The organism is Streptomyces barkulensis (assembly GCF_002843305.1).
Classification (GTDB): Bacteria; Actinomycetota; Actinomycetes; order Streptomycetales; family Streptomycetaceae; genus Streptomyces; species Streptomyces barkulensis.
This window is the reverse complement of sequence record NZ_PGSG01000073.1, coordinates 79,757-99,122: the sequence shown is the minus strand read 5'-3', so window position 1 is coordinate 99,122 and position 19,366 is coordinate 79,757. Positions and strand designations below refer to the sequence as shown.

18 protein-coding genes are annotated in these 19,366 nt (G+C 74.6%); 10 read left to right on the top strand and 8 right to left on the bottom strand.

Annotated elements, in window-relative coordinates:
- Positions 1–30: 30 nt before the first annotated feature.
- Together CUT83_RS29675 and CUT83_RS14560 are read right to left on the bottom strand one after the other, a co-directional pair.
- Positions 31–135 carry a methionine/alanine import family NSS transporter small subunit gene (locus CUT83_RS29675; protein WP_107490860.1) on the bottom strand — a complete coding sequence of 35 codons (105 nt, stop codon included), beginning with the start codon at positions 133–135 and terminating at the stop codon, positions 31–33.
- The gene (locus CUT83_RS14560; RefSeq protein WP_101256262.1) at positions 135–1,724 is read right to left on the bottom strand and encodes a sodium-dependent transporter; all 1,590 of its coding nucleotides are present in this window, start codon (positions 1,722–1,724) and stop codon (positions 135–137) included. The genes CUT83_RS29675 and CUT83_RS14560 overlap by 1 nt, the downstream gene beginning before the upstream one ends.
- 90 nt (positions 1,725–1,814) lie before the next feature.
- Between CUT83_RS14560 and CUT83_RS14555 the strand changes: the two genes are divergently transcribed.
- Positions 1,815–2,780, top strand: a complete 966-nt coding sequence (locus CUT83_RS14555) for a helix-turn-helix transcriptional regulator (protein WP_101256261.1) — start codon at positions 1,815–1,817, stop codon at positions 2,778–2,780.
- On the opposite strand, the gene CUT83_RS14550 is transcribed toward CUT83_RS14555, so the two are convergent.
- The gene (locus CUT83_RS14550; protein ID WP_101256260.1) at positions 2,771–3,730 is read right to left on the bottom strand and encodes an SDR family oxidoreductase; all 960 of its coding nucleotides are present in this window, start codon (positions 3,728–3,730) and stop codon (positions 2,771–2,773) included. The genes CUT83_RS14555 and CUT83_RS14550 overlap by 10 nt on opposite strands.
- 155 nt (positions 3,731–3,885) lie before the next feature.
- Here CUT83_RS14550 and CUT83_RS14545 point away from each other — a divergent pair, with 155 nt between their 5' ends.
- The 3 genes from CUT83_RS14545 to CUT83_RS14535 all read left to right on the top strand — a co-directional run bounded on the left by CUT83_RS14545 (position 3,886) and on the right by CUT83_RS14535 (position 7,088).
- The gene (locus CUT83_RS14545; protein WP_101256291.1) at positions 3,886–4,413 is read left to right on the top strand and encodes a DUF4240 domain-containing protein; all 528 of its coding nucleotides are present in this window, start codon (positions 3,886–3,888) and stop codon (positions 4,411–4,413) included.
- A gap of 156 nt (positions 4,414–4,569) precedes the next feature.
- The gene (locus tag CUT83_RS14540) at positions 4,570–5,460 is read left to right on the top strand and encodes a TIGR01777 family oxidoreductase (protein ID WP_101256259.1); all 891 of its coding nucleotides are present in this window, start codon (positions 4,570–4,572) and stop codon (positions 5,458–5,460) included.
- Positions 5,461–5,720: 260 nt separating this feature from the next.
- Positions 5,721–7,088, top strand: coding sequence for an FAD-dependent oxidoreductase (locus CUT83_RS14535; RefSeq protein ID WP_101256258.1), 1,368 nt, complete (start codon positions 5,721–5,723; stop codon positions 7,086–7,088).
- A gap of 176 nt (positions 7,089–7,264) precedes the next feature.
- Here CUT83_RS14535 and CUT83_RS14530 read toward each other — a convergent pair whose 3' ends face one another.
- On the bottom strand, positions 7,265–8,758 hold the full coding sequence (locus tag CUT83_RS14530) for an NsdA family TPR-like regulatory protein (protein WP_101256257.1): 1,494 nt from the start codon (positions 8,756–8,758) through the stop codon (positions 7,265–7,267).
- A gap of 300 nt (positions 8,759–9,058) precedes the next feature.
- Here CUT83_RS14530 and lipB point away from each other — a divergent pair, with 300 nt between their 5' ends.
- From lipB to CUT83_RS14515, 3 genes are all read left to right on the top strand, one after another.
- Positions 9,059–9,856, top strand: coding sequence for a lipoyl(octanoyl) transferase LipB (gene lipB / locus CUT83_RS14525; protein WP_101256256.1), 798 nt, complete (start codon positions 9,059–9,061; stop codon positions 9,854–9,856).
- Between the two features lie 74 nt (positions 9,857–9,930).
- Positions 9,931–10,869 (top strand): lipoyl synthase, encoded by a 939-nt coding sequence (gene lipA / locus CUT83_RS14520; protein ID WP_101256255.1) that lies wholly within the window; start codon positions 9,931–9,933, stop codon positions 10,867–10,869.
- A 114-nt stretch (positions 10,870–10,983) separates the two neighbouring features.
- Positions 10,984–11,673, top strand: a complete 690-nt coding sequence (locus CUT83_RS14515; RefSeq protein WP_101256254.1) for a DUF4191 domain-containing protein — start codon at positions 10,984–10,986, stop codon at positions 11,671–11,673.
- A gap of 145 nt (positions 11,674–11,818) precedes the next feature.
- Here the strand turns inward: CUT83_RS14515 and CUT83_RS14510 are convergent, their stop codons facing one another.
- Entirely contained in the window at positions 11,819–12,286 is a 468-nt protein-coding gene (locus CUT83_RS14510) for an RDD family protein (protein ID WP_101256253.1), read from the bottom strand.
- A gap of 272 nt (positions 12,287–12,558) precedes the next feature.
- Between CUT83_RS14510 and glnA the strand changes: the two genes are divergently transcribed.
- The gene (gene glnA, locus CUT83_RS14505; RefSeq protein WP_101256252.1) at positions 12,559–13,968 is read left to right on the top strand and encodes a type I glutamate--ammonia ligase; all 1,410 of its coding nucleotides are present in this window, start codon (positions 12,559–12,561) and stop codon (positions 13,966–13,968) included.
- A 144-nt stretch (positions 13,969–14,112) separates the two neighbouring features.
- On the top strand, positions 14,113–14,352 hold the full coding sequence (locus tag CUT83_RS14500) for a DUF6011 domain-containing protein (RefSeq protein WP_240958300.1): 240 nt from the start codon (positions 14,113–14,115) through the stop codon (positions 14,350–14,352).
- Between the two features lie 131 nt (positions 14,353–14,483).
- Here the strand turns inward: CUT83_RS14500 and CUT83_RS14495 are convergent, their stop codons facing one another.
- Together CUT83_RS14495 and CUT83_RS14490 are read right to left on the bottom strand one after the other, a co-directional pair.
- Positions 14,484–15,845, bottom strand: a complete 1,362-nt coding sequence (locus CUT83_RS14495; protein WP_101256289.1) for an SGNH/GDSL hydrolase family protein — start codon at positions 15,843–15,845, stop codon at positions 14,484–14,486.
- A 68-nt stretch (positions 15,846–15,913) separates the two neighbouring features.
- Positions 15,914–16,672, bottom strand: a complete 759-nt coding sequence (locus CUT83_RS14490; protein ID WP_206282671.1) for a polysaccharide deacetylase family protein — start codon at positions 16,670–16,672, stop codon at positions 15,914–15,916.
- 402 nt (positions 16,673–17,074) lie between these two features.
- Here CUT83_RS14490 and CUT83_RS14485 point away from each other — a divergent pair, with 402 nt between their 5' ends.
- The gene (locus CUT83_RS14485) at positions 17,075–18,058 is read left to right on the top strand and encodes an alpha/beta hydrolase (protein ID WP_101256251.1); all 984 of its coding nucleotides are present in this window, start codon (positions 17,075–17,077) and stop codon (positions 18,056–18,058) included.
- A gap of 4 nt (positions 18,059–18,062) precedes the next feature.
- On the opposite strand, the gene CUT83_RS14480 is transcribed toward CUT83_RS14485, so the two are convergent.
- On the bottom strand, positions 18,063–19,358 hold the full coding sequence (locus CUT83_RS14480) for a helix-turn-helix domain-containing protein (RefSeq protein ID WP_101256250.1): 1,296 nt from the start codon (positions 19,356–19,358) through the stop codon (positions 18,063–18,065).
- Positions 19,359–19,366 lie beyond the last annotated feature (8 nt).

Genomic DNA, 19,366 nt, shown 5'->3' with positions numbered 1-19,366 from the left:
GGGGGCCCAGCGTTTCAGTACGTCAGGGCGTCAGTACTCCTCGGTGTGGCCGCGGAGCTTGAGGATGGCCGCGAGCAGCCCGCCCCACACCACGATCATGGCGACGATCATCATCACAACGGCGCCCGCCGACATCAGTGCCTCCCTTCCCCGGGCGTGCCCGGTCGCGTCTCCACGGGGCCGGCCGGCCCCGAAGGCTCCGTGCCCGCCGGCTCCGTACCGCGCGGCCAGGGCAGCAGGGAGGCCAGCACGCCGAAGACCAGCGCGCCCAGGGCGACCGCCCACCCGGACCAGAACAGGAAGCCGGAGGGGTAGCCCCCGTAGTTCTCGTCGAACTCCGCGCGCAGGCTGTCCACCATCATCCAGCCCAGCACCAGCGGGGTGACGACCCCCAGGGCCAGACGCCACCACACGCCCAGCCGGATGGCGGAGGTGGCGTCCGCGTCCCGCTGGAGCGCCGGCAGCCTGCGCAGCACCCAGGCGACGACGATCACCGCGACCAGGGAGGCCAGGGCGATGCCGTAGCGGTTGATGAAGTGGTCGGCGGAGTCCAGCAGGTACAGCCCGCTGTCGGTGGGGAAGAGCAGGATGGACACCAGGGCCGTCAGGCCGCCGGCGCCGAGCACGGCCGGGACGCGCCCGATGCCGGTCTTGTCCTGCACCGAGGCGACCACCACCTCCACGATGGAGATCAGCGAGGTGAAGCCGGCGATCACCAGGGAGCCGAAGAACAGCAGGCCGAACAGGGTGCCCAGCGGCATGTTGGAGATGATCGTCGGGAAGGCGATGAACGCCAGGCCGATGCCGTCGGTGACGGTCTCCCCCACCGGTGTGCCGCTGGCCGCGGAGAGGAAGCCGAGGGTGGCGAAGACCCCGATGCCCGCCAGGAGCTCGAAGGAGCTGTTGGCGAACCCGGCCACCAGCGCGGAGCCGGTGAGGTCGGCGCGGCGGCGCAGGTAGGAGGCGTAGGTGATCATGATGCCGAAGCCGACCGAGAGGGAGAAGAAGATCTGCCCGTAGGCGGCGACCCAGACACCGCCCTCGGCCAGCGCGCCCCAGTCGGGCGAGAACAGCGCGTCCAGACCGGTCCCGGCGCCGTCCAGGGTGACCGCGCGGACCACCAGGACGACGAAGAAGACCACCAGCAGCGGGATGAAGATCCGGTTGGCCATCTCGATGCCGCGCCGCACCCCCAGGGCCAGGACGGCCAGGACCGCGATCCAGATGACCAGCAGCGGCCAGAACACGCCGCCGACGTAGGAGGAGATCCAGCCGGGCTGCTCGGCGGTGCGCAGGAAGTCGCCGAAGAAGTACGCGTTCGGGTCGTCGCCCCACTGCTCGCCCACCGAGAAGCCCACGTACCGCACGGCCCAGGCCAGGATCACGGCGTAGTAGGCGGCGATGACGAAGGAGACCGCCACCTGCCACCAGCCGATCGCCTGCGCCGGGCCGGACAGCCGGCGGAACGCGCCCGGCGGGGATTTCCGGTAGCGGCGGCCGAGCGTGTACTCCAGGATCAGCAGCGGCAGGCCCGCCGTCAGCAGGGCGATCAGGTAGGGCAGCAGGAAGGCCCCGCCGCCGTTCTTGTAGGCCTCGGAGGGGAAGCGCCAGATGTTGCCGAGCCCGATGGCCGAGCCGATCGCCGCCAGCAGGAAGCCCGTGCGGGTCCCCCACTGGGCGCGGGGCGGCGGAGTCGTCGGAGTGCTGCTGGATTCGGTGGCCATATGCGACGTTCCTCGGCTTTTGTCCCTGTGGGTTGACAGCACGTTAACAGCGCGCGCCGCGCCGCGCGCCCCGGCGGGGAGGATGGGCGCATGCGTGCTGCCCGGCTGATCGAGATGGTGTTGCTGCTCCAGACGCGGCGGTCGATGACCGCCGCCGAGCTGGCCGAGCGGCTGGAGGTCTCCGAGCGCACCGTCGCCCGCGACGCGCTGGCCCTGTCGGAGGCGGGGATCCCCGTCTACGCCGACCGGGGACGGACCGGCGGCTACCGGCTGGTCGGCGGCTACCGCACCCGGCTGACGGGTCTGGGGCGCGACGAGGCGGAGGCTTTGTTCCTGTCCGGGGTGCCCTCCGCGCTGCGGGAGATGGGCCTGGCGGACGCGGCCTCGGCCGCCCGGCTGAAGGTGGCCGCGGCCCTCACCCCCGAGCTGGCGGACGCCCCGCGCAGCGCGGCGCAGCGGTTCCATCTGGACGCTCCGGGGTGGTGGCAGCCCACCGAGACGCCGAAGGCGCTGCCGGCGCTGGCCGAGGCCGTGTGGGACGACCGGCCGGTCACCGCGCGCTACCGCCGCCGGGACGGCTCCCGGGTGCGGCGGACGCTGGAACCGTACGGCCTGGTCCTCAAGGCCGGCGTGTGGTACCTCGTCGCCCGCGCCGACGGGGATCCGCGTGTCTACCGGGTGGACCGCTTCGACTCCGTCACCCCGCTCGACGGGCGGTTCGGACGGGAGGCGGACTTCGACCTGCCCGGCTTCTGGGAGGAGCGGGCCGCGGCCTTCGCCCGCTCGATCCTGCGCGAGACCGCCGTGGTGCGGCTGACTCGGGCCGGGGTGCGCGCGCTGCGGTACGCCACCGACCGGGCGGCGGCCGAGGACGCGCTGGCGCGGGGGGAGACCGACGAGAAGGGGCTGACCACCGTCGCCCTGCCCGTGGAGTCCCTGGACGTCGCCTACGACCAGCTGCTCGCCCTCGGCCCCGAGTGCGAGGTGCTCGGCCCGCCCGCGCTGCGCGAGCGCATGGCGCGGGCGGCCGAGCGGATGGCGGGGCTCTACCGGTAGTCCTCGGCGGTCGCCTCCTTCCCGCCGTGGACGACCTCGATGAAGTACCGCCAGCCGTCCGGCCGCGAGCCGTCGGTGTCGGTGAAGCCGTACTCGACGGCGAGCTGCCCGCTGGACAGGGACTGCCCGTTCCAGCGGGCCACGTCCGGGTCGCACGCCAGGGCCGCCAGCGCCCGGCCGATGTAGGCGGGCGACTCGGCGATGGCGAAGTGCGGCTCGCGGGCGAGAGCGTCGCGCCAGTTCTCCTCGCGCACTCCGAAGGTGTCGAGCATCTCCTCCGAGCGCAGGAAGCCCGGGGAGAGGCAGACCGCCGTGCAGCCGTACTCCTTCAGCTCCTCGGCGAGGCCGAAGGCCGCACGGATCGGGGCGTTCTTCGTCAGGTCGAAGAAGAGGTTGCCGCGGTACCTGGGGCCGTTGTACTCGGCGGTGCCGTCGGTGACCTCCACCACCAGCCCGCCCGGCCGCCGGATCAGCAGGGGCAGGGCGAAATGGCTGGTGACCAGATGGGTCTCCACCCCCAGCCGCAGCATCCGCAGCCCCTTGTCCAGCTCGACCTCCCACACCTTCGTGTCGAAGTCGAGCAGGTGGTCACCGCCCCAGACGTCGTTGACCAGGACGTCCAGGCGCCCGTGCTCGCGGTCGATCCGCTCCACCAGGGCGCGGACCTCCTTGGGCTCCAGGTGGTCGACCACCGCCGCGATGCCGGTGCCCCCGGCCGCCGTGACCAGCTCCGCGGTCTCCTCGATCGTCTCGGTGGGGCGGCCCACCTCGCTGACGTGTCCGCGTGTGGTGCGGCCGGTGGCGTACACCGTCGCGCCCGCCCGGCCCAGCTCCACGGCCATGGCCCGGCCCGCGCCCCTGGTGGCCCCCGCCACCAGGGCGACCTTGCCCTCCAGACTCTTCCCCGACACCGCTGCCGTGCTCACGTGTGTGTCCTTCCATGTGTCCATGGCGCCTGTCCGGCGCCCTGTGCGCACCGGGCACGCTGCCACCGATACCGGACATCTTCTGTCGGGTTTTCCCATCACTCCGGACCGGGCGCCGCGCCGGCCGGCCGCCCCGCGTGCGGGCGGCGCCGGCAGGGCGGATCCTTGGTCCCGTGACGATGCACGAGACGGAGTTCTGGGAGCTGGTCGACGGCACCCGCGAGGCCGCCGGGGGCGATCCGGCCGACCAGGCCGAACTGCTGGTCGACCGGCTGACGCGGCTCGACCCGGACACCGTCGTGGACTTCGCCCGCCACTTCGAGGCCCGGGTGAACCGGGCCTGGCGCCGGGACGTGTGGGGCGCGGCCCGGGTGCTGCTGGACGGGGCGGACGAGGACGCCTTCGACTCCTTCCGCTGCTGGCTGGTCGGCCGGGGCAGGAGGGTGTTCGAGGGGGCGCTGCACGACCCGGACTCGCTCGCCGATCTGCTGGAGGACTTCGATCCGGAGGTGGACGGCCAGGGCGAGGACATCGGCTGCGCCGCGGACGAGGCCTACGAGCGGCTCACCGGTCTGGAGCTGCCCGACCTCGGCCTGCCCGACCCGCCCCGGGAGCCGGAGGGCGCACCGCCCGGCTCCGGGGACGACCGGGCCCCGGCCGCGGCCTTCCCCCGGCTGTGGGAGCGGTTCGGGCCGCCGACGGGGTGATCCGGGCCGGCGGGCTCGCCGAGGAGGACGGGGAGGACGGGCTCGCCGAGGAGGACGGGGACGCTGGGGAGGACGGGGACGCCGGGGACGCCGGGGACGCGGACATGCCGGTCACTCTGCCTCGCCATCGGACCGGCTGTCCCTCAGGATTGCCCCATGCGTATCGCGGTCACCGGCTCCTCCGGCCTCATCGGCCGGGCTCTTGTGGACTCCCTGCGCGCCGACGGGCACGAGGTGCTGCGCCTGGTGCGGCATCCGGCCCGGACGGGCGAGGAGGTGGAGTGGGACCCCGGGCGGCAGTACGTGGACGCGGCCGGGCTGGTGGGCTGCGAGGCGGTGGTGCACCTGGCCGGGGCGGGCGTCGGCGACCACCGCTGGACGGAGGCGTACAAGCGGGAGATCCGCGACAGCCGGGTCCTGGGGACGGCCGCCGTCGCCGAGGCCCTGGCCTCGCTCGACACCCCGCCGCGCACTCTGGTGGTCGGCAGCGCCGTCGGCTACTACGGCGACACCGGCGACCGCGCCGTGGACGAGGACGCACCGCCCGGACGCGGCTTCCTCGCCGATGTCTGCCAGGAGTGGGAGGAGGCCGCCGCGCCGGCCGAGGAGGCGGGGGTCCGCACGGTGTACGCCCGTACCGGGCTGGTGGTCTCCCGCACCGGAGGGGCCTGGGGGCGGCTGTTCCCGATCTTCAGGGCCGGGCTGGGCGGTCCGCTGGGCAGCGGCCGGCAGTACTGGAGCCATATCGCGCTGCACGACCACATCGCCGCGCTGCGGCATCTGCTGGACACCGGGGAGCTGTCCGGGCCGGTCAACCTGACCGCGCCCGAGCCGGTCACCCAGCGGGAGGTGGCCGCCGCGATGGGCCGGGTGCTGCACCGCCCGGCGGTGCTGCCGGTGCCCGCGTTCGCGCTGCGCGCGGTGCTGGGCGAGTTCTCAACGGATGTGCTCGGCAGCCAGCGGGTGCTGCCCCGGCGGCTGCTGGAGTCCGGCTTCGTCTTCGCCTTCCCCGGCATCGAGGACGCCATCCGGGCGGCGCTGCGCTGAGCCCTGGGCCTACGCCCGCGGGACGCTTCCATCGGGCCGTGCGGGCGGCGAACGGGTGTGGCACGAGCCGGACCCGACCGGTGTGCGACCGCCGTACACCCGTGCGCGACCGGTGTGCGACCGTGCCCGGTGCGTGCGCGACTGTCCGTGATCGCCCGTTTCCCTAGGGTCGGCTTGAAAGCGCGCGTCGAACGCGCCTTCGGGGGGCAGGAACCACCCGGACGTCCGTTCGCGCCGCAGCGTCGACCACGGGAGGGCCCATGCCCGGCAGCGCACTCCGTCCCAGTCCCGGCCGAGGCCGGGAGACCACCGACGTCGCCGTCGTCGGCGCGGGCCTGGCCGGCCTGGCCGCCGCGCACCATCTGACCGGCGCCGGGCTGCACGTCACCGTGCTGGAGGCCACAGGCGCCGTCGGTGGCCGGATGGCGACCGAGGAGGTCGACGGCTACCGGCTGGACCGCGGCGGTCGGCCGCTGTTCTCCGGCTGGTCCGAGCTGCGCCGCTGCCCCGGCCTGGCCGGGCTCGATCTGCGCCCCTTCACCTCCGGAGTGCTGATCCGCAGCGGCGACCGCGGACTGCGCCTCGGCGCGCCCCGCGCCGCCAGGACGGCCCGCGGCTCCCGCACCGCCCACATCCCCCGGCAGCACCGCGGCGCGCGGGGCGCGCGCGCCGCGCTGGGCACCACCCTGGAGCAGGCCCGGCTGCGCGCCCAGCTCGCCCGGCTCGCCTCGACCCCCGCCGAACGTCTCGGCGCCCGTCCCGAGCTGTCCGCGGCCCAGGCCCTGGCCGCCCGCGCCCTGTCGCCCCGGGCGGCCGACGGTCTGCTGCGCCCCCTGCTCGGCGCGCTGCTGTGCGACCCGGAGCTGACGACCTCCAGCCGGATCGGCGATCTGGCGCTGCGCGACTTCGCCCGCGGCGGGCTGTGCCTGCCCGCGGGCGGCGCGGCCTCGGTGCCCCGGGCCCTGGCGGACGGGCTGCCGCCGGGCACCGTCCGCACCGGGGTGCGTGTGCTGTCCGTGGCCGCCAACGCCGTGGTGACGCGCGACCACGGCACGATCCGCTGCCGCGCGGTGCTCATCGCCACCGGGGCCCGCGACGCGGCCGAGCTGCTGCCGGGCCTGCGGGTGCCGGACTTCCGCCCGGTGACCGTGCTGCACCACGCGGTGGACGGCCCTGCGCCGACGGACGAGCCGCTGCTCGTCCTGGACGCCGACCGGCGCGGCCCGGTGGCGTACACCGCCGTCGCCAGCGCCGTGGACCCCTCGCGCGCCCGGCCGGGCCGCGCGCTGGTCACCTCCGTGGTGCTGGGTTCCGCCGCGTCCGAGCCGGCCGCCGTGCTGGACCGGGCCGCGCGCGCCCAGCTCGCCGGGCTGTACGGCGTCCCGACCGGCCGCTGGGAGCTGCTGGCCGCCCACCACGACCCGCTGGCCGTGCCCGCCACCCCCGCGCCGCACGATCCGCGGCGCCCGGTCCGGGTGCTGTACGGCCTGTACGTCTGCGGCGACCACCGCGACACCGCCGACGCCCAGGGTGCGCTGCGCTCGGCCCGCCGAGCCGCGGACGCCGTCCGCCGCGACTTCGGCATCCGGCCGCGGGAGCGGGGCCCGCTCCTGCCCGCCGCGGCCTGAGGAGCTCCGGGCAGGGGGCGGGAGGCCGGGGCGGGGGGAAAGCCACGGGCCGGACATGACCGTGCCGCCGCGTGGCGGCGCGGCGGCACGGTCGGTCCGCGGGTGGCACGGGTGGCACGGGTGGCGGAAGGACCAGGAGGACCAGAAGGGTTACGGGGTTACAGGGACTACAGGGATCAGACGAGGGCGGCGACCCGCTCGCGGTAGGTGCGTACCGGTGTGGCGTCCCGGTACGGCTCCAGGCGGCGCTCGAAGTCCTTGACGTACTCGTGCGCCCGCACCGACCGCATCTCCGCCGCCTGCTGCGCCGACTCCGCGGCCAGGGCGCACGCCTGCTCCACGTCGCCCAGCCCCAGCCGGGCCGTGGCCAGCACCATCCGGCAGAACAGCCGGCTGCGCACATAGCCCGGGCCCCGCAGTTGCAGGGAGCGCTCGGCGTGCTGGGCCGCCGCCCGGTACTGCTGGAGGTCCCGGTGGCAGTGCCCGAACTCGTCGGCGAGCTGCGCCTCGTCGAAGAACCGCGCCCAGTGCGGCACCTCGTCGCCCGGCCGCGCCTGCCCCAGCGCCCGCTCGGCGCGGGCCAGCGACGCCGTGCACGCCCGCACCTCCCCCAGCACCCCGTGTCCGCGCGCCTCCACCGCGTGCAGCAGCGCCTGGACGACCGGCGGCACCGAGGAGCCGACGCCCTGCTGGGCGACCCGTGCGAGCTGCACCGCCTCGCGGCCGTGCCCGAGGTACACCGCCTGCCTGCTCATCGTCACCAGCACATAGCTGCCGTACGCCCGGTCCCCGGCGGCCTGGGCCAGCCGCAGCGCCTGGACGAAGTAGCGCTGCGCCAGCCCGTGCGCGGCGATGTCGTACGCCGTCCACCCCGCCAGGCGGGTCAGGTCGGCCACCGCGGCGAACAGCCGGCGCCCGGTCTGCTCCCCGTAGGCGCCGCGCAGCATCGGCTCGGCCTCGTGCTCCAGGTAGCGCACCAGCGCCTGCCGGGCGTGGCCGCCGCCGTAGGCGTGGTCGAGGGCGCGGAACAGCTCGCCGACCGAGCGCAGGGCGGCGACGTCCCCGGCGGTGACCCGCTGTCCCGGGCCCCGCTCCACCCGCTCGATCCGGGCCGCCTGCCCCACCCGGGGCGGCGGTACGGCCGCCGGCGACAGGGGTCCGCGGCCCTGGGCGGGCACCCGCACCGTCTCCGGCGCGGGCTCGCCGCGCGCCACGCGCTCGTCGGGGCGGCCGATCAGCCAGTCCCGGCTGGGGACCACCAGCCCGGCCGGGGTGAAGGCGATCTTGCGCAGCTCGGCGTGGTTCCCGGTGTCCTTGCGCCACAGGCCGCCGACGATGTCCACCGCCTCGCCCGGTGTGGCCGCGAACTCCAGCCCGGCGTAGACCGGCGCGCACGCGTCCAGGCCCAGGTCCTGGGCGGTGAGCCTGCGGCCCAGGCGGCGGGTGAAGACCTCGGCGATCAGCGCCGGCGTCGTGCCGCGCGGCTGCTGTCCGCGCAGCCAGCGCGTCACCGAGGTCTTGTCGTACCGGAGGTCCAGTCCGTGCTCCAGCCCGAGCTGGTCGACCCGCCGGGCGAGCCCGGCGTTGGAGAACCCGGCCTCGGCGATGAGCGCGGCGAGCTGGCGGTTGGGGGTGCGCTGGGAGGATTTCCCAGGTCGTTCCGTCGACATCGGCTTTGCGGTCTCCTGCCTCGCGGCTTGGGGTACGACAGACGCCGGGGCGCCCTGCTGGAACGGCGCGAATTTAGCCGTCCGCTCCGCCCCTCCGGGGGTCTGAGCGCGGGTTTCATCCATACGTGTGAGTGAGCGCGGGAAGCGGAACCGCTCGGTCACCGCCCCGTCACCGACCGCCGCCGCCCGCCACCGGCCCGCCACCGGCCCGCCGGCCGTCGGCCCCGGAGCCGTACAGTTGGCTGCCGGGACGCGCGACGAGGTGTGCCGCGGCCCGAGACGACCGGAGGAGGAGCCGCCGTGAGCGAGCTGCGCTTTGTCCATCTGGGCTTCGGCGGGGAGGCCGTGGAGTATCTGGAGGCGTGGCGCAGGCAGCGCGAGGTCCACGCGGCCCGTTTCGCCGACGAGATCCCCGACACCTGCCTGCTGCTGGAGCACCAGCCGGTCTACACGGCCGGCCGGCGCACCGAGGACAGCGAGCGCCCCCTGGACGGCACTCCCGTGGTGGACGTGGACCGCGGCGGCAAGATCACCTGGCACGGTCCGGGCCAGCTCGTCGGCTACCCGATCCTGAAGCTGCCCCGTCCGGTGGACGTCGTCGCCCATGTGCGGCGGCTGGAGGAGGCGCTGATCCGCACCTGCGCGGAGTTCGGCCTGGCCACCACCCGGGTCGAGGGGCGCAGCGGGGTGTGGGTGCTGGGCGATCCCGGGAAGCCGGGGAAGCCGGGGAAGGAGACCGTGCCGGGCGGCCTGGAGCTGGACTTCGACCCCGCGCTCCACGACGACGAGTACGACCCGAGACTGCGCGGGCCCCAGTACGCGCCCTCCAACGCCGGCCAGCGCGGCGACGACCGCAAGCTCGCCGCCATCGGGATCCGGGTGGCCAAGGGCGTCACCATGCACGGCTTCGCGCTGAACTGCGACTCCGACAACACCGGGTACGACCGCATCGTGCCGTGCGGCATCCGGGACGCCGGGGTCACCTCGCTCTCCCAGGAGCTGGGCAGACCGGTGACCGTCGCCGAGGTGCTGCCCGTGGTGGAGAAGCATCTGCGCGCGGTGCTGGAGTCCACCGAACCTCTGCCCCGCGCCGTCTGACCCGAACAAGCCAAGGCGTACCCTGGTGTGCGCCGAAGATTCAAAGGCCACCAACACAAAGGGGAGTGCCGGACGTGTCCGCTGTCGCACCCGACGGTAGGAAGCTGCTGCGCCTGGAGGTCCGGAACAGCCAGACCCCCATCGAGCGCAAGCCCGAGTGGATCAAGACCCGGGCGAAGATGGGCCCCGAGTACAACGCACTGCAGTCCCTGGTCAAGCGCGAGGGCCTGCACACGGTGTGCCAGGAGGCCGGCTGTCCCAACATCTTCGAGTGCTGGGAGGACCGCGAGGCCACCTTCCTCATCGGAGGCGAGCAGTGCACCCGGCGCTGCGACTTCTGCCAGATCGACACCGGCAGGCCCGCCGAGTTCGACCGCGACGAGCCGCGCCGGGTGGCCGAGTCCGTCCAGCAGATGGAGCTGCGCTACGCCACCATCACCGGCGTCGCGCGCGACGACCTGCCCGACGGCGGCGCCTGGCTGTACGCCGAGACCGTCCGCCAGATCCACGCGCTGATGCCGGACACCGGCGTCGAGCTGCTGATCCCGGACTTCAACGCGGTGCCCGAGCAGCTCGCCGAGGTCTTCTCCTCGCGCCCGGAGGTGCTGGCGCACAACGTCGAGACGGTCCCGCGGATCTTCAAGCGCATCCGCCCCGCCTTCCGCTACGAGCGGTCGCTGGAGGTGATCACCCGGGCCCGCGCGGAGGGGCTGGTCACCAAGTCCAACCTGATCCTGGGGATGGGCGAGACCCGCGAGGAGGTCAGCCAGGCCCTGCGCGACCTGCACGAGGCCGGCTGCGAGCTGATCACCATCACCCAGTACCTGCGCCCCTCGCCGCGGCACCACCCGGTGGAGCGCTGGGTCAAGCCCCAGGAGTTCGTGGAGCTGAAGGACGAGGCGGACGAGATCGGCTTCGCCGGTGTCATGTCCGGCCCGCTGGTCCGCTCCTCCTACCGTGCCGGGCGCCTGTACCGGCAGGCGGTCGAGCGCCGGGGCGCCACCGCGGCCTGACGCGGCACCGGGCGGCGGTCCTCGCGGGGCCGCCGCCGGGCGCGGACGGGAGGGCCCGGGCGGTCCCGGAGGCCGCGGCGACCCGGTGCGGGCGGGCGACGTAGACTTCGCTGTATGGCGAGGAAGGAAACATCCGAGAATCCGGGGCGGCTCAAGCAGATCGCCCTGACGTACAAGATGACGCGGCGCGCCGACAAGGCGATCGGCTTCGTCCTCGCGGGCGTGGGGCTCGTCACCTTCGGTGTTCTCCTCGCGATCGGCTTCTGGGTCGGCCACCCCGTCTACCTGGGCATCCTGGGCTTCCTGCTGGCCTTCCTCGCGATGGCGATCGTCTTCGGCCGCCGCGCCGAGCGGGCGGCGTTCGGCCAGATGGAGGGCCAGCCGGGCGCGGCGGCCGCCGTCCTGGACAACATCGGCCGCGGCTGGACGGTCACCCCGGCCGTCGCCATGAACCGGCAGCAGGACGTCGTCCACCGGGCCGTGGGCAAGGCGGGCATCGTGCTCGTCGGCGAGGGGAACCCGAACCGGGTGCGCTCCCTGGTCGCCTCCGAGAAGAAGCGCATGGCGCGCATCGTCAGCGGCGTCCCGGTCCATGACGTGATCGTGGGCACCGGCGAGGGCCAGACGGAGCTGAAGAAGCTCCGCACCAAGCTGCTGAAGCTTCCCCGGGTGCTCCAGGGCCCCCAGGTCACGGAGACCAACGACCGGCTGCGTGCCATGGGCGACCTGATGAACAACCTGCCGATGCCCAAGGGGCCGATGCCCCGCGGCATGCGGATGCCGAAGGGCCCGACCAGGCGCTGAGTCGCATGCGCCCGGCGCAGCGGGCCGAACGGGATGTGGGTGGGGCCCGGAACTCCGCGGAGTTCCGGGCCCCACCCACATCCCGTTCGGCCGTCCGTTCGGCCTTCGTCCGGCTTCCGCCGCGCCGGCTCGGTTCCCGGGTGGCTCAGATCCGCACCTGCACGGCGCCGGAGAGCCGGTCGTGCAGGCCGCGCGAGTCGCGGTCCCACACCAGCGCCGGCACGGCGAGCACCAGCAGCACCGTGCGCACCACCGCGCGGGGCAGTGTGAGCCGCCCGCCGTGCGCGGAGACCACCCGCAGGCCCAGCAGCCGCTTGCCCGGGGTGAAGCCGACCGTGCCGACGGTGAGGACACCGAGCACCGCGAAGACCAGCAGGGCCCAGTTTCCCGCCGAGCCGAGGTCGCCGCCCGTGAGCAGACCGTATGCGATCAGCATGCACAGGCCCCAGTCGATGAAGATCGCGCCGAACCGGCGTCCCAGCGGGGCGATCGACCCCGGCCCGTCCTGGGGCAGTCCCAGCCTCTCGCCCCGGTAGCCGAAGTCCGCGCCCATCCGCTCGGCCGCGGCCCTGGGGCCGGAGAGCCAGGATCCGATTGCTTGCCTGTTGTCCACCCGTCAACGGTAACGCGCGGCCTTCCCGGGTACCCGGCCGGGCCGCGGGGCCGTACACGGCCGCGCGGGCGGCGCCTGAGACGGCGGCGGAGCGGCACCGGAACGGCACCGGGAGCGACCGTCCGCACACTCGTCCGGTTAACATCAACGAAACAAATGGGTCATGCTTGAGAAATCCCGCAAATCTAAGGTCGGGCGACAGCAGGACATCGCACTGGACTGCCACTCGAGCTGCCACCCCGTCCCCTCGCGGCGGGACTAGGAGGACTTGGATGTTCCAGAACGCCGACGAGGCAAAGAAGTACATCGCGGACAACGACGTGAAGTTCGTCGACATCCGCTTCTGCGACCTGCCGGGCATCATGCAGCACTTCACGATCCCGGCCTCGACGTTCGACCCGTCCGAGATGCAGGCCTTCGACGGGTCCTCGATCCGCGGCTTCCAGGCGATCCACGAGTCCGACATGGCGCTGCTGCCGGACCTGTCCACCGCCCGTCTGGACCCGTTCCGCCGCGACAAGACGCTCAACATCAACTTCTTCATCCACGACCCGATCACCGGCGAGCAGTACAGCCGCGACCCGCGCAACGTGGCGAAGAAGGCCGAGGCGTACCTCGCCTCCTCCGGCATCGCGGACACCGCCTTCTTCGGGCCCGAGGCCGAGTTCTACGTCTTCGACAGCGTCCGCTTCCAGACCAGCGCGAACGAGTCCTTCTACCACATCGACTCCGAGGCCGGTGCCTGGAACACCGGTGCGCTGGAGGACAACCGGGGCTACAAGGTCCGCTACAAGGGCGGCTACTTCCCGACCCCGCCGGTGGACCACTTCGCCGACCTGCGCGCCGAGATGTCGCTGGAACTGGAGCGGGTGGGCCTGAAGGTCGAGCGCCAGCACCACGAGGTCGGCACCGCCGGCCAGGCGGAGATCAACTACAGGTTCAACACGCTGCTGGCGGCCGCCGACGACCTGATGCTGTTCAAGTACATCATCAAGAACGTCGCCTGGCGCAACGGCAAGACCGCCACCTTCATGCCCAAGCCCATCTTCGGCGACAACGGCTCGGGCATGCACGTCCACCAGTCGCTGTGGTCCGGCGGCGAGCCGCTGTTCTACGACGAGCAGGGCTACGCGGGTCTGTCGGACACCGCCCGTTACTACATCGGCGGCATCCTCAGGCACGCCCCGTCGCTGCTGGCCTTCACCAACCCGACGGTGAACTCCTACCACCGCCTGGTGCCCGGCTTCGAGGCCCCGGTGAACCTGGTGTACTCGCAGCGCAACCGCTCCGCGGCGATGCGCATCCCGATCACCGGCTCCAACCCCAAGGCCAAGCGCGTGGAGTTCCGCGCCCCGGACCCGTCCTCCAACCCGTACCTGGCCTTCTCGGCCCTGCTGCTGGCCGGTCTGGACGGTGTCAAGAACAAGATCGAGCCGGCCGAGCCGATCGACAAGGACCTCTACGAGCTGGCTCCGGAGGAGCACGCGAACGTCCCGCAGGTGCCGACCTCCCTGCCGGCCGTCCTGGAGGCCCTGGAGGCGGACAACGAGTACCTGCAGGCCGGCGGCGTCTTCACCGCCGACCTGATCGAGACCTGGATCGACTACAAGCGCACCAACGAGATCGCCCCGATCCAGCTCCGCCCGCACCCGCACGAGTTCGAGATGTACTTCGACCTCTGACCGGCACCGGGAGCGCCGCTCCCGCCGCTCGGGACGGCCGACGGGCCGCGGGCCGCACGACCACACGGTGTGCGGCCCGCGGCCCGTCCGCGTTCCCGGGGAGCCGCTCTCGCGCGTCGGCGCGGGGCCTGGTAGACCGGTGACGTGAGCGCTGACCCCGAACCCGGACCCGGCTCCGGGCCCGAACCGCTGCCCGGCAGCCCGGAGCCGCCCGAGGAGGGCGGTAGGCCGCGTGTGACGTGCCGGATGTGCGGACGGCCGCTGCGCGACCGGCAGGCGCGGCTGTGGGGCCTGGGGGTGGAGTGCCGGGAGAAGCTGGCGGTGCGCACCGCCCCGGCGCCCGGCCGCCGGGAGGTCGAGCAGGAGGCGCTGCCCGGGCTGTGAGCGCGCCGGGGCGCGGATCCCCGGAACCCCGGACGTGGCGCGGCGCCCGTGCTCCCCTCCGGGCACGGGCGCCGCGCGGCGCGGAACGGTGCGGAACGGTGCGGAACTCCGCAGAACGCTGCGGGACGCGGTCAGCGCAGCAGGCGGAGGGGAACGGCGTTCGCCATCGCCTCCGCCCCGGCGTCGCTCGGGTGGAGGTGGTCGCCGCTGTCGTAGCGCGGCAGCAGGCGCTCGGGGTCCGCGGGGTCGCGCAGGGCCCGGTCGAAGTCGATGACCCCGTCGTACTCGCCGCTGGTGCGGATCCAGTGGTTGACGGCCTGGCGGGCGGCCTCCGTCTCGGCGCTGTGGAAGCCGAAGGTGTCGCCCTTGAACGGCAGGATGGTGCCACCGTGGATCTTCAGTCCCCGCTCGTGGGCGCGGGCTATGAGCTGGCGGTGGGCGTCGATGATGTCCCGGGCGGTGACCTTCTCCGAGGGCGGGGCGGTGCCTGCGGCCGGGTGGCCGAGGTCGTTGACGCCCAGCAGGACGATGACGTGCTCGGCGCCGGGCTGGGCGGCCACGTCGCGGTCGAAGCGGCGCAGGGCGCTCTGGCCGAAGTAGGCCGCGTAGCTCTCGGCGCCGGATCCCGCCGGGGGGTTGGGGTCGTGCAGCAGGCGGTTGCCGCTGACGCCCTGGTTGAGCACGCCCCGCGGGTGGGGGCCGCGGGCCTTCGCCAGGCGCCGGGCGAGGAAGTCGGGCCAGCGGTGGTTGGCGTTCGCCTCGGTGTCGGAGCCGTCGGTGATGGAGTCGCCGAGGGCGACGACGGCCGAGGCCCTCCCCGCTTTCCCGGTGCGGTCGGCGCTCACGCTCACGCCCGTCAGGAAGTACCAGCGGTCGATGGTGGCGGTCGGTGTGATGTCCGCGTGCCCGGTGACGTTTCCGGAGGCGACGTGGTTGTGCTGGAAGGCGAACGCGTGGACCGTCGAGCCCGGGGTGCGCTCGGGCAGGTGGATGCTCACCACCAGGTCGGAGCCCGCCGGCACCCGCAGGGAGACCGGGTCGCTGAGTACGGGCGCGCCCGCGGGGACGGTCACCGAGGCGCGTCCGCCGAAGGTGAGCGCGCGGTCGGTGCGCTTGTCGACGGCGGTGGAGTCGCCGTCCCCGTCCCGGTGGGCGATGCGGGCCTCGCCGATGACCAGGGGCCGGTCGCCGAACTCGTTGGACAGCCGGACGCGCACCCGGTCGCCGCCGACGCTGGTGCGGACACTCTGGCGGATGGTCTGGTCCTCGAACACGGTGGTGTCCGAGGCGGGGACGGCCGTGGGGGTGGTGGACCAGGTGCCCACCCAGGCGCGGCCGGCGTGCTTGCCGGACGCCGGGGAGGCGCCCGGCGCGGCGGGCGTGGCGGGCGCCGTGCCCAGGAGCAGGGCTCCGGTGAGCAGGGCGACGACGTAGCCGCCCGCCCGTCCCGCGCGGTTGCGGAGGAAGGCGAACCGCGCCTTGTTCGGTCTCATGCGGGTCTCCCGGTGGCTTCGGAGGCTGGTCGGGCCGGTCGGGCCGGTCGGGCCGGTCATGGGCGGTCTCAGCCGCGGCGGGCGGGCTTGTCGAAGCGCCAGCCCTCGGCCCTGAGCCGGGGGATGGCCCGGTCCACGGCCTCGACGGTCGCGCTGCGGTCGCCGCCGCCGTCGTGCAGCAGCACCACGGCCCCGGGCGTGACGCCCTCGGTGATGCGGCGGGCGAACTCGTCGGCGCCGTGCGGCTCCCAGTCGCCGATCACCAGCCGCCAGCCCAGCGGCTGCATCCCCATCGAGGCCGCCACCTGCGGCGTCCGGCCCCAGCTGCCGTACGGGGCGCGGAAGTAGGGGATCCGGGCGCCCGGAGCGGCGCGGCGGATCGCGGCGTTGGTCCGCGCCAGGTCCGCCCGGATGTCCTCGGGGGACCAGGTGGCCATGTCGTCGTGGTGCATGGTGTGGTTGCACAGCGTGTGGCCGCCGGCGACGATCTTCCGGACCAGTTCGGGGTGCTCCTCGACGTGGTCGCCCCACAGGCAGAAGACCGCCTTGACGTGGTGCTTGCGCAGCACCTTCAGCAGGCGCGGGGTGTCGGCGGGGTTGGGGCCGTCGTCGAAGGTGAGGGCGAGGGTCCGGCCGCCGTGGCGGGTGGTCTCGACGACGGTGTCGTTCGCCCGGTGGGCCTGGGCCGGGCCCGCCGCGGCCAGGACTCCCAGGCACATGCCGCAGGAGAGCAGCAGGGGCATCGCCAGACGGCGCAGCCGGCGGGTGCGCCGGGGGCGCGCCGCTTCGCCGGCCGGTCCTGGGGAGGGTGTGGTGGTCGTGGTCAAGGCTGGTCCCTTTCTGGCGCTTCCTTCGGCCCCGGACTCCGTCGGCGGCCGGGCGGCGGGCCCGTGCGGCGCGACTGCGCGATTCGAGACTTCCGGAAGATTTCCGGTCGAGCGGGGAGACCATAGGGAGACCCCGCGCCGGCGTCAAGGACTGCCCAACTCCCGTAACGGGAAGGCGTTATCGCTGGTCAGGACGGGTTCCGGCATCCTCGCCGGGCCGATCCGCCACCTGGTGGCCGAAAGAACGCGGGAGGAAAGCGGGGAAAAACGCACGGGTGTCGGGCCCGGGAGGCCGTACTCCCGACACCTGTCTGATGACCTGGGAGGAAGCCCGTGACACCGTCTCATCACGACACCGGCGCGCGCCCCGCCGCGCCCCGGGCCGACGATCGGAGGACGCAGATGGGCCCGCGCCACCGGTTCGACCCCGAACTGGCCGCGGCGCTCCCGCTGATCCCCGAGGTGGAGCTGCTCGACCTCGACGCGGCACGGGCCTCGCAGGCCGCGCAGGTGGCCGCGGCGGTGGCGGCGGCCGACACCTCCGGAGTGGACGTCGGGGAGACACACGTGCCCGGGCCGGCCGGCGCGCCCGGGGTGCGGCTGAGGCTGTACCGGCCGCACGGCGCCCGCGGCCCGCTGCCCGCGGTGTACGCCATCCACGGCGGCGGCTTCATGCTGGGCTCGCCGGAGGTCGACCACGACTGGAACCTGCTGCTGTGCCGGCGGCTCGGAGCCCTGGTGGCCTCGGTCGACTACCGACTGGCGCCCGAGCACCCCTTCCCCGCGCCCCTGGAGGACTGCTACACCGGGCTGTGCGGGCTGGTGGAGCGGGCCGGGGAGCTGGGGGTGGCGCCCGAGCGGATCGCCCTGTGGGGCGACAGCGCCGGGGCGGGGCTCGCCGCCGGGCTGGCCCTGCTCGCCCGCGACCGGGGCGGTCCGGCCGTCCGCTTCCAGCACCTGTGCTCCCCCGCGCTCGACGACCGGCTCTCCACCCCCAGCGCGCGGCGGTTCACCGACACGCCCGTGTGGAACCGGCGCAACGCCGCGATCAGCTGGGACGCGTACCTGGGGCACGGGACGCGGGGCACCGCCGGCGTCTCCCCGTACGCCGCCCCCGCCCGCGCCGGGGTGATCGAGCTGGCGGGCCTGCCGCCGGCGTACGTGTCGGTGATGGAGTTCGACCCGCTGCGGGACGAGGGCGTCGACTACGCCCGCGCCCTGCTGGCCGCCGGGGTGCCCGCCGAACTGCACCTGATCCCCGGCACCTTCCACGGCGCGTGGGCGGTGGAGCACGCCGCCGTCATCCGCCGGGCGACGGCCGAGGCCGTCGAGGTGCTGCGCGGGGCGCTGGGCGGCCCCGGACCGGTGGGGCCGGTGAGGGGGTGAGCGCTCAGCCGTCCCCGTTACCGGCCAGCCGCAGGGCGTACAGCGCGAGCTGGGCACGGAAGCGGTCCTGCGGATCGCGCAGCCGCCAGCCCATCTCCTTCTCCACATGCGCCAGGCGGGCGGCCACCGAGCTGTGGTGCAGGTGCAGTTCGGCGGCGGCCTGCCGCAGCGAGCCGGTGCGGCAGAACGCGGCCAGGGCCGCCAGCAGCTCACCGCCCGGCCGGGCCTGCCCGGCGGCGGGGCCGCCGCGCTCGCCGTGCGCCGGATCCCCCAGCCGCCCCAGCCGCCGTACGTCCGCCTGGGCGCGCAGCCGCTCCACCGGGATGTCGGCCAGCAGTGCGAGGGGGCCGAGTTCGTCGTGGTCGGCCACCGCCTCCTGCGGGGCGCCCGCCACCGCGAACCGCAGGGCCGAGCGGGCCTGTGCCCAGGAGGTGTGGGCGTCCAGCGGGTCGGCGCCGGATCCGATCCCGACGCGCGTGCCCGGGGCCGGCCCGCGGGCCGTGCTCCGGTCGCGGGCGCGTTCGCGCATCGCCGCCCGCAGCTCGGCGGCCGGTGAGGCGGTGCCGGTACAGGTGCCGGTACAGGTGCCGGTACAGGTGCCGTCCGGGCCGGAGGCGTCCTCCCCGCCGGGGGCGTCCTCCCCGCCGGGCGCACCGCCCCGGCGCTGCACCAGCACCGCTCCCAGCGAGCCGACCCGCGCCACCCGTACGGTGCCCCGCAGCGCGCCGCGTCCCAGCAGCGCGACGGCCTCCACCCCGGCGTCCGTCCCCGTACCCGTGCCCGTGCCCGCCCCCGTGTCCGCCGCCACCGCGATCACCCGCAGCGGTGTCCCCGGCTCCAGGCCCAGCAGCCGCAGGGCGCGGGCGCGGTCCTCGACGGCCTCCCGGCCGGACAGCACCAGCTCGACCAGCGCCGGGTCCGCGGCCCGGGGGGTGCGGGCCGGGCGGGGCCGGCCGGCCAGCACCCGGGCGGCGATGGCCATCCACTCCAGCACCAGCTCGTCGAACGGCCCCGGCACGCCGGGGCGCTCCAGCCACACGCGGCCGGCCGGCTCCAGATCCACCCGGCCCGAGACACACCCGGGCGCGCCCGCCAGTGCGGCGCCGTCCGGGGCGAACCGCGCCGTGCGGCCGTCGGGCAGCTCCAGCCCGGCGGCGCACCCGGCCAGCCCCGCCGTGGACCGCGTCAGGGTCACCGGGTCCAGCGCACCGCCGAGCAGCGCCTCGAAGTGGGCGATCACCCGTACGGCGGTGGCGGCGTCCGCGTCCAGCGCGGACAGCCGCAGCAGCAGTCCCTTCACGTTCCGCA

Bases quoted from the DNA above. Each gene is read 5' to 3' on its own strand.
- CUT83_RS29675 (WP_107490860.1), bottom strand. From the start codon at position 135: ATGTCGGCGGGCGCCGTTGTGATGATGATCGTCGCCATGATCGTGGTG.
- CUT83_RS14560 (WP_101256262.1), bottom strand. From the start codon at position 1,724: ATGGCCACCGAATCCAGCAGCACTCCGACGACTCCGCCGCCCCGCGCC.
- CUT83_RS14555 (WP_101256261.1), top strand. From the start codon at position 1,815: ATGCGTGCTGCCCGGCTGATCGAGATGGTGTTGCTGCTCCAGACGCGG.
- CUT83_RS14550 (WP_101256260.1), bottom strand. From the start codon at position 3,730: ATGGACACATGGAAGGACACACACGTGAGCACGGCAGCGGTGTCGGGG.
- CUT83_RS14545 (WP_101256291.1), top strand. From the start codon at position 3,886: ATGCACGAGACGGAGTTCTGGGAGCTGGTCGACGGCACCCGCGAGGCC.
- CUT83_RS14540 (WP_101256259.1), top strand. From the start codon at position 4,570: ATGCGTATCGCGGTCACCGGCTCCTCCGGCCTCATCGGCCGGGCTCTT.
- CUT83_RS14535 (WP_101256258.1), top strand. From the start codon at position 5,721: ATGCCCGGCAGCGCACTCCGTCCCAGTCCCGGCCGAGGCCGGGAGACC.
- CUT83_RS14530 (WP_101256257.1), bottom strand. From the start codon at position 8,758: ATGTCGACGGAACGACCTGGGAAATCCTCCCAGCGCACCCCCAACCGC.
- CUT83_RS14515 (WP_101256254.1), top strand. From the start codon at position 10,984: ATGGCGAGGAAGGAAACATCCGAGAATCCGGGGCGGCTCAAGCAGATC.
- glnA (WP_101256252.1), top strand. From the start codon at position 12,559: ATGTTCCAGAACGCCGACGAGGCAAAGAAGTACATCGCGGACAACGAC.
- CUT83_RS14495 (WP_101256289.1), bottom strand. From the start codon at position 15,845: ATGAGACCGAACAAGGCGCGGTTCGCCTTCCTCCGCAACCGCGCGGGA.
- CUT83_RS14485 (WP_101256251.1), top strand. From the start codon at position 17,075: ATGGGCCCGCGCCACCGGTTCGACCCCGAACTGGCCGCGGCGCTCCCG.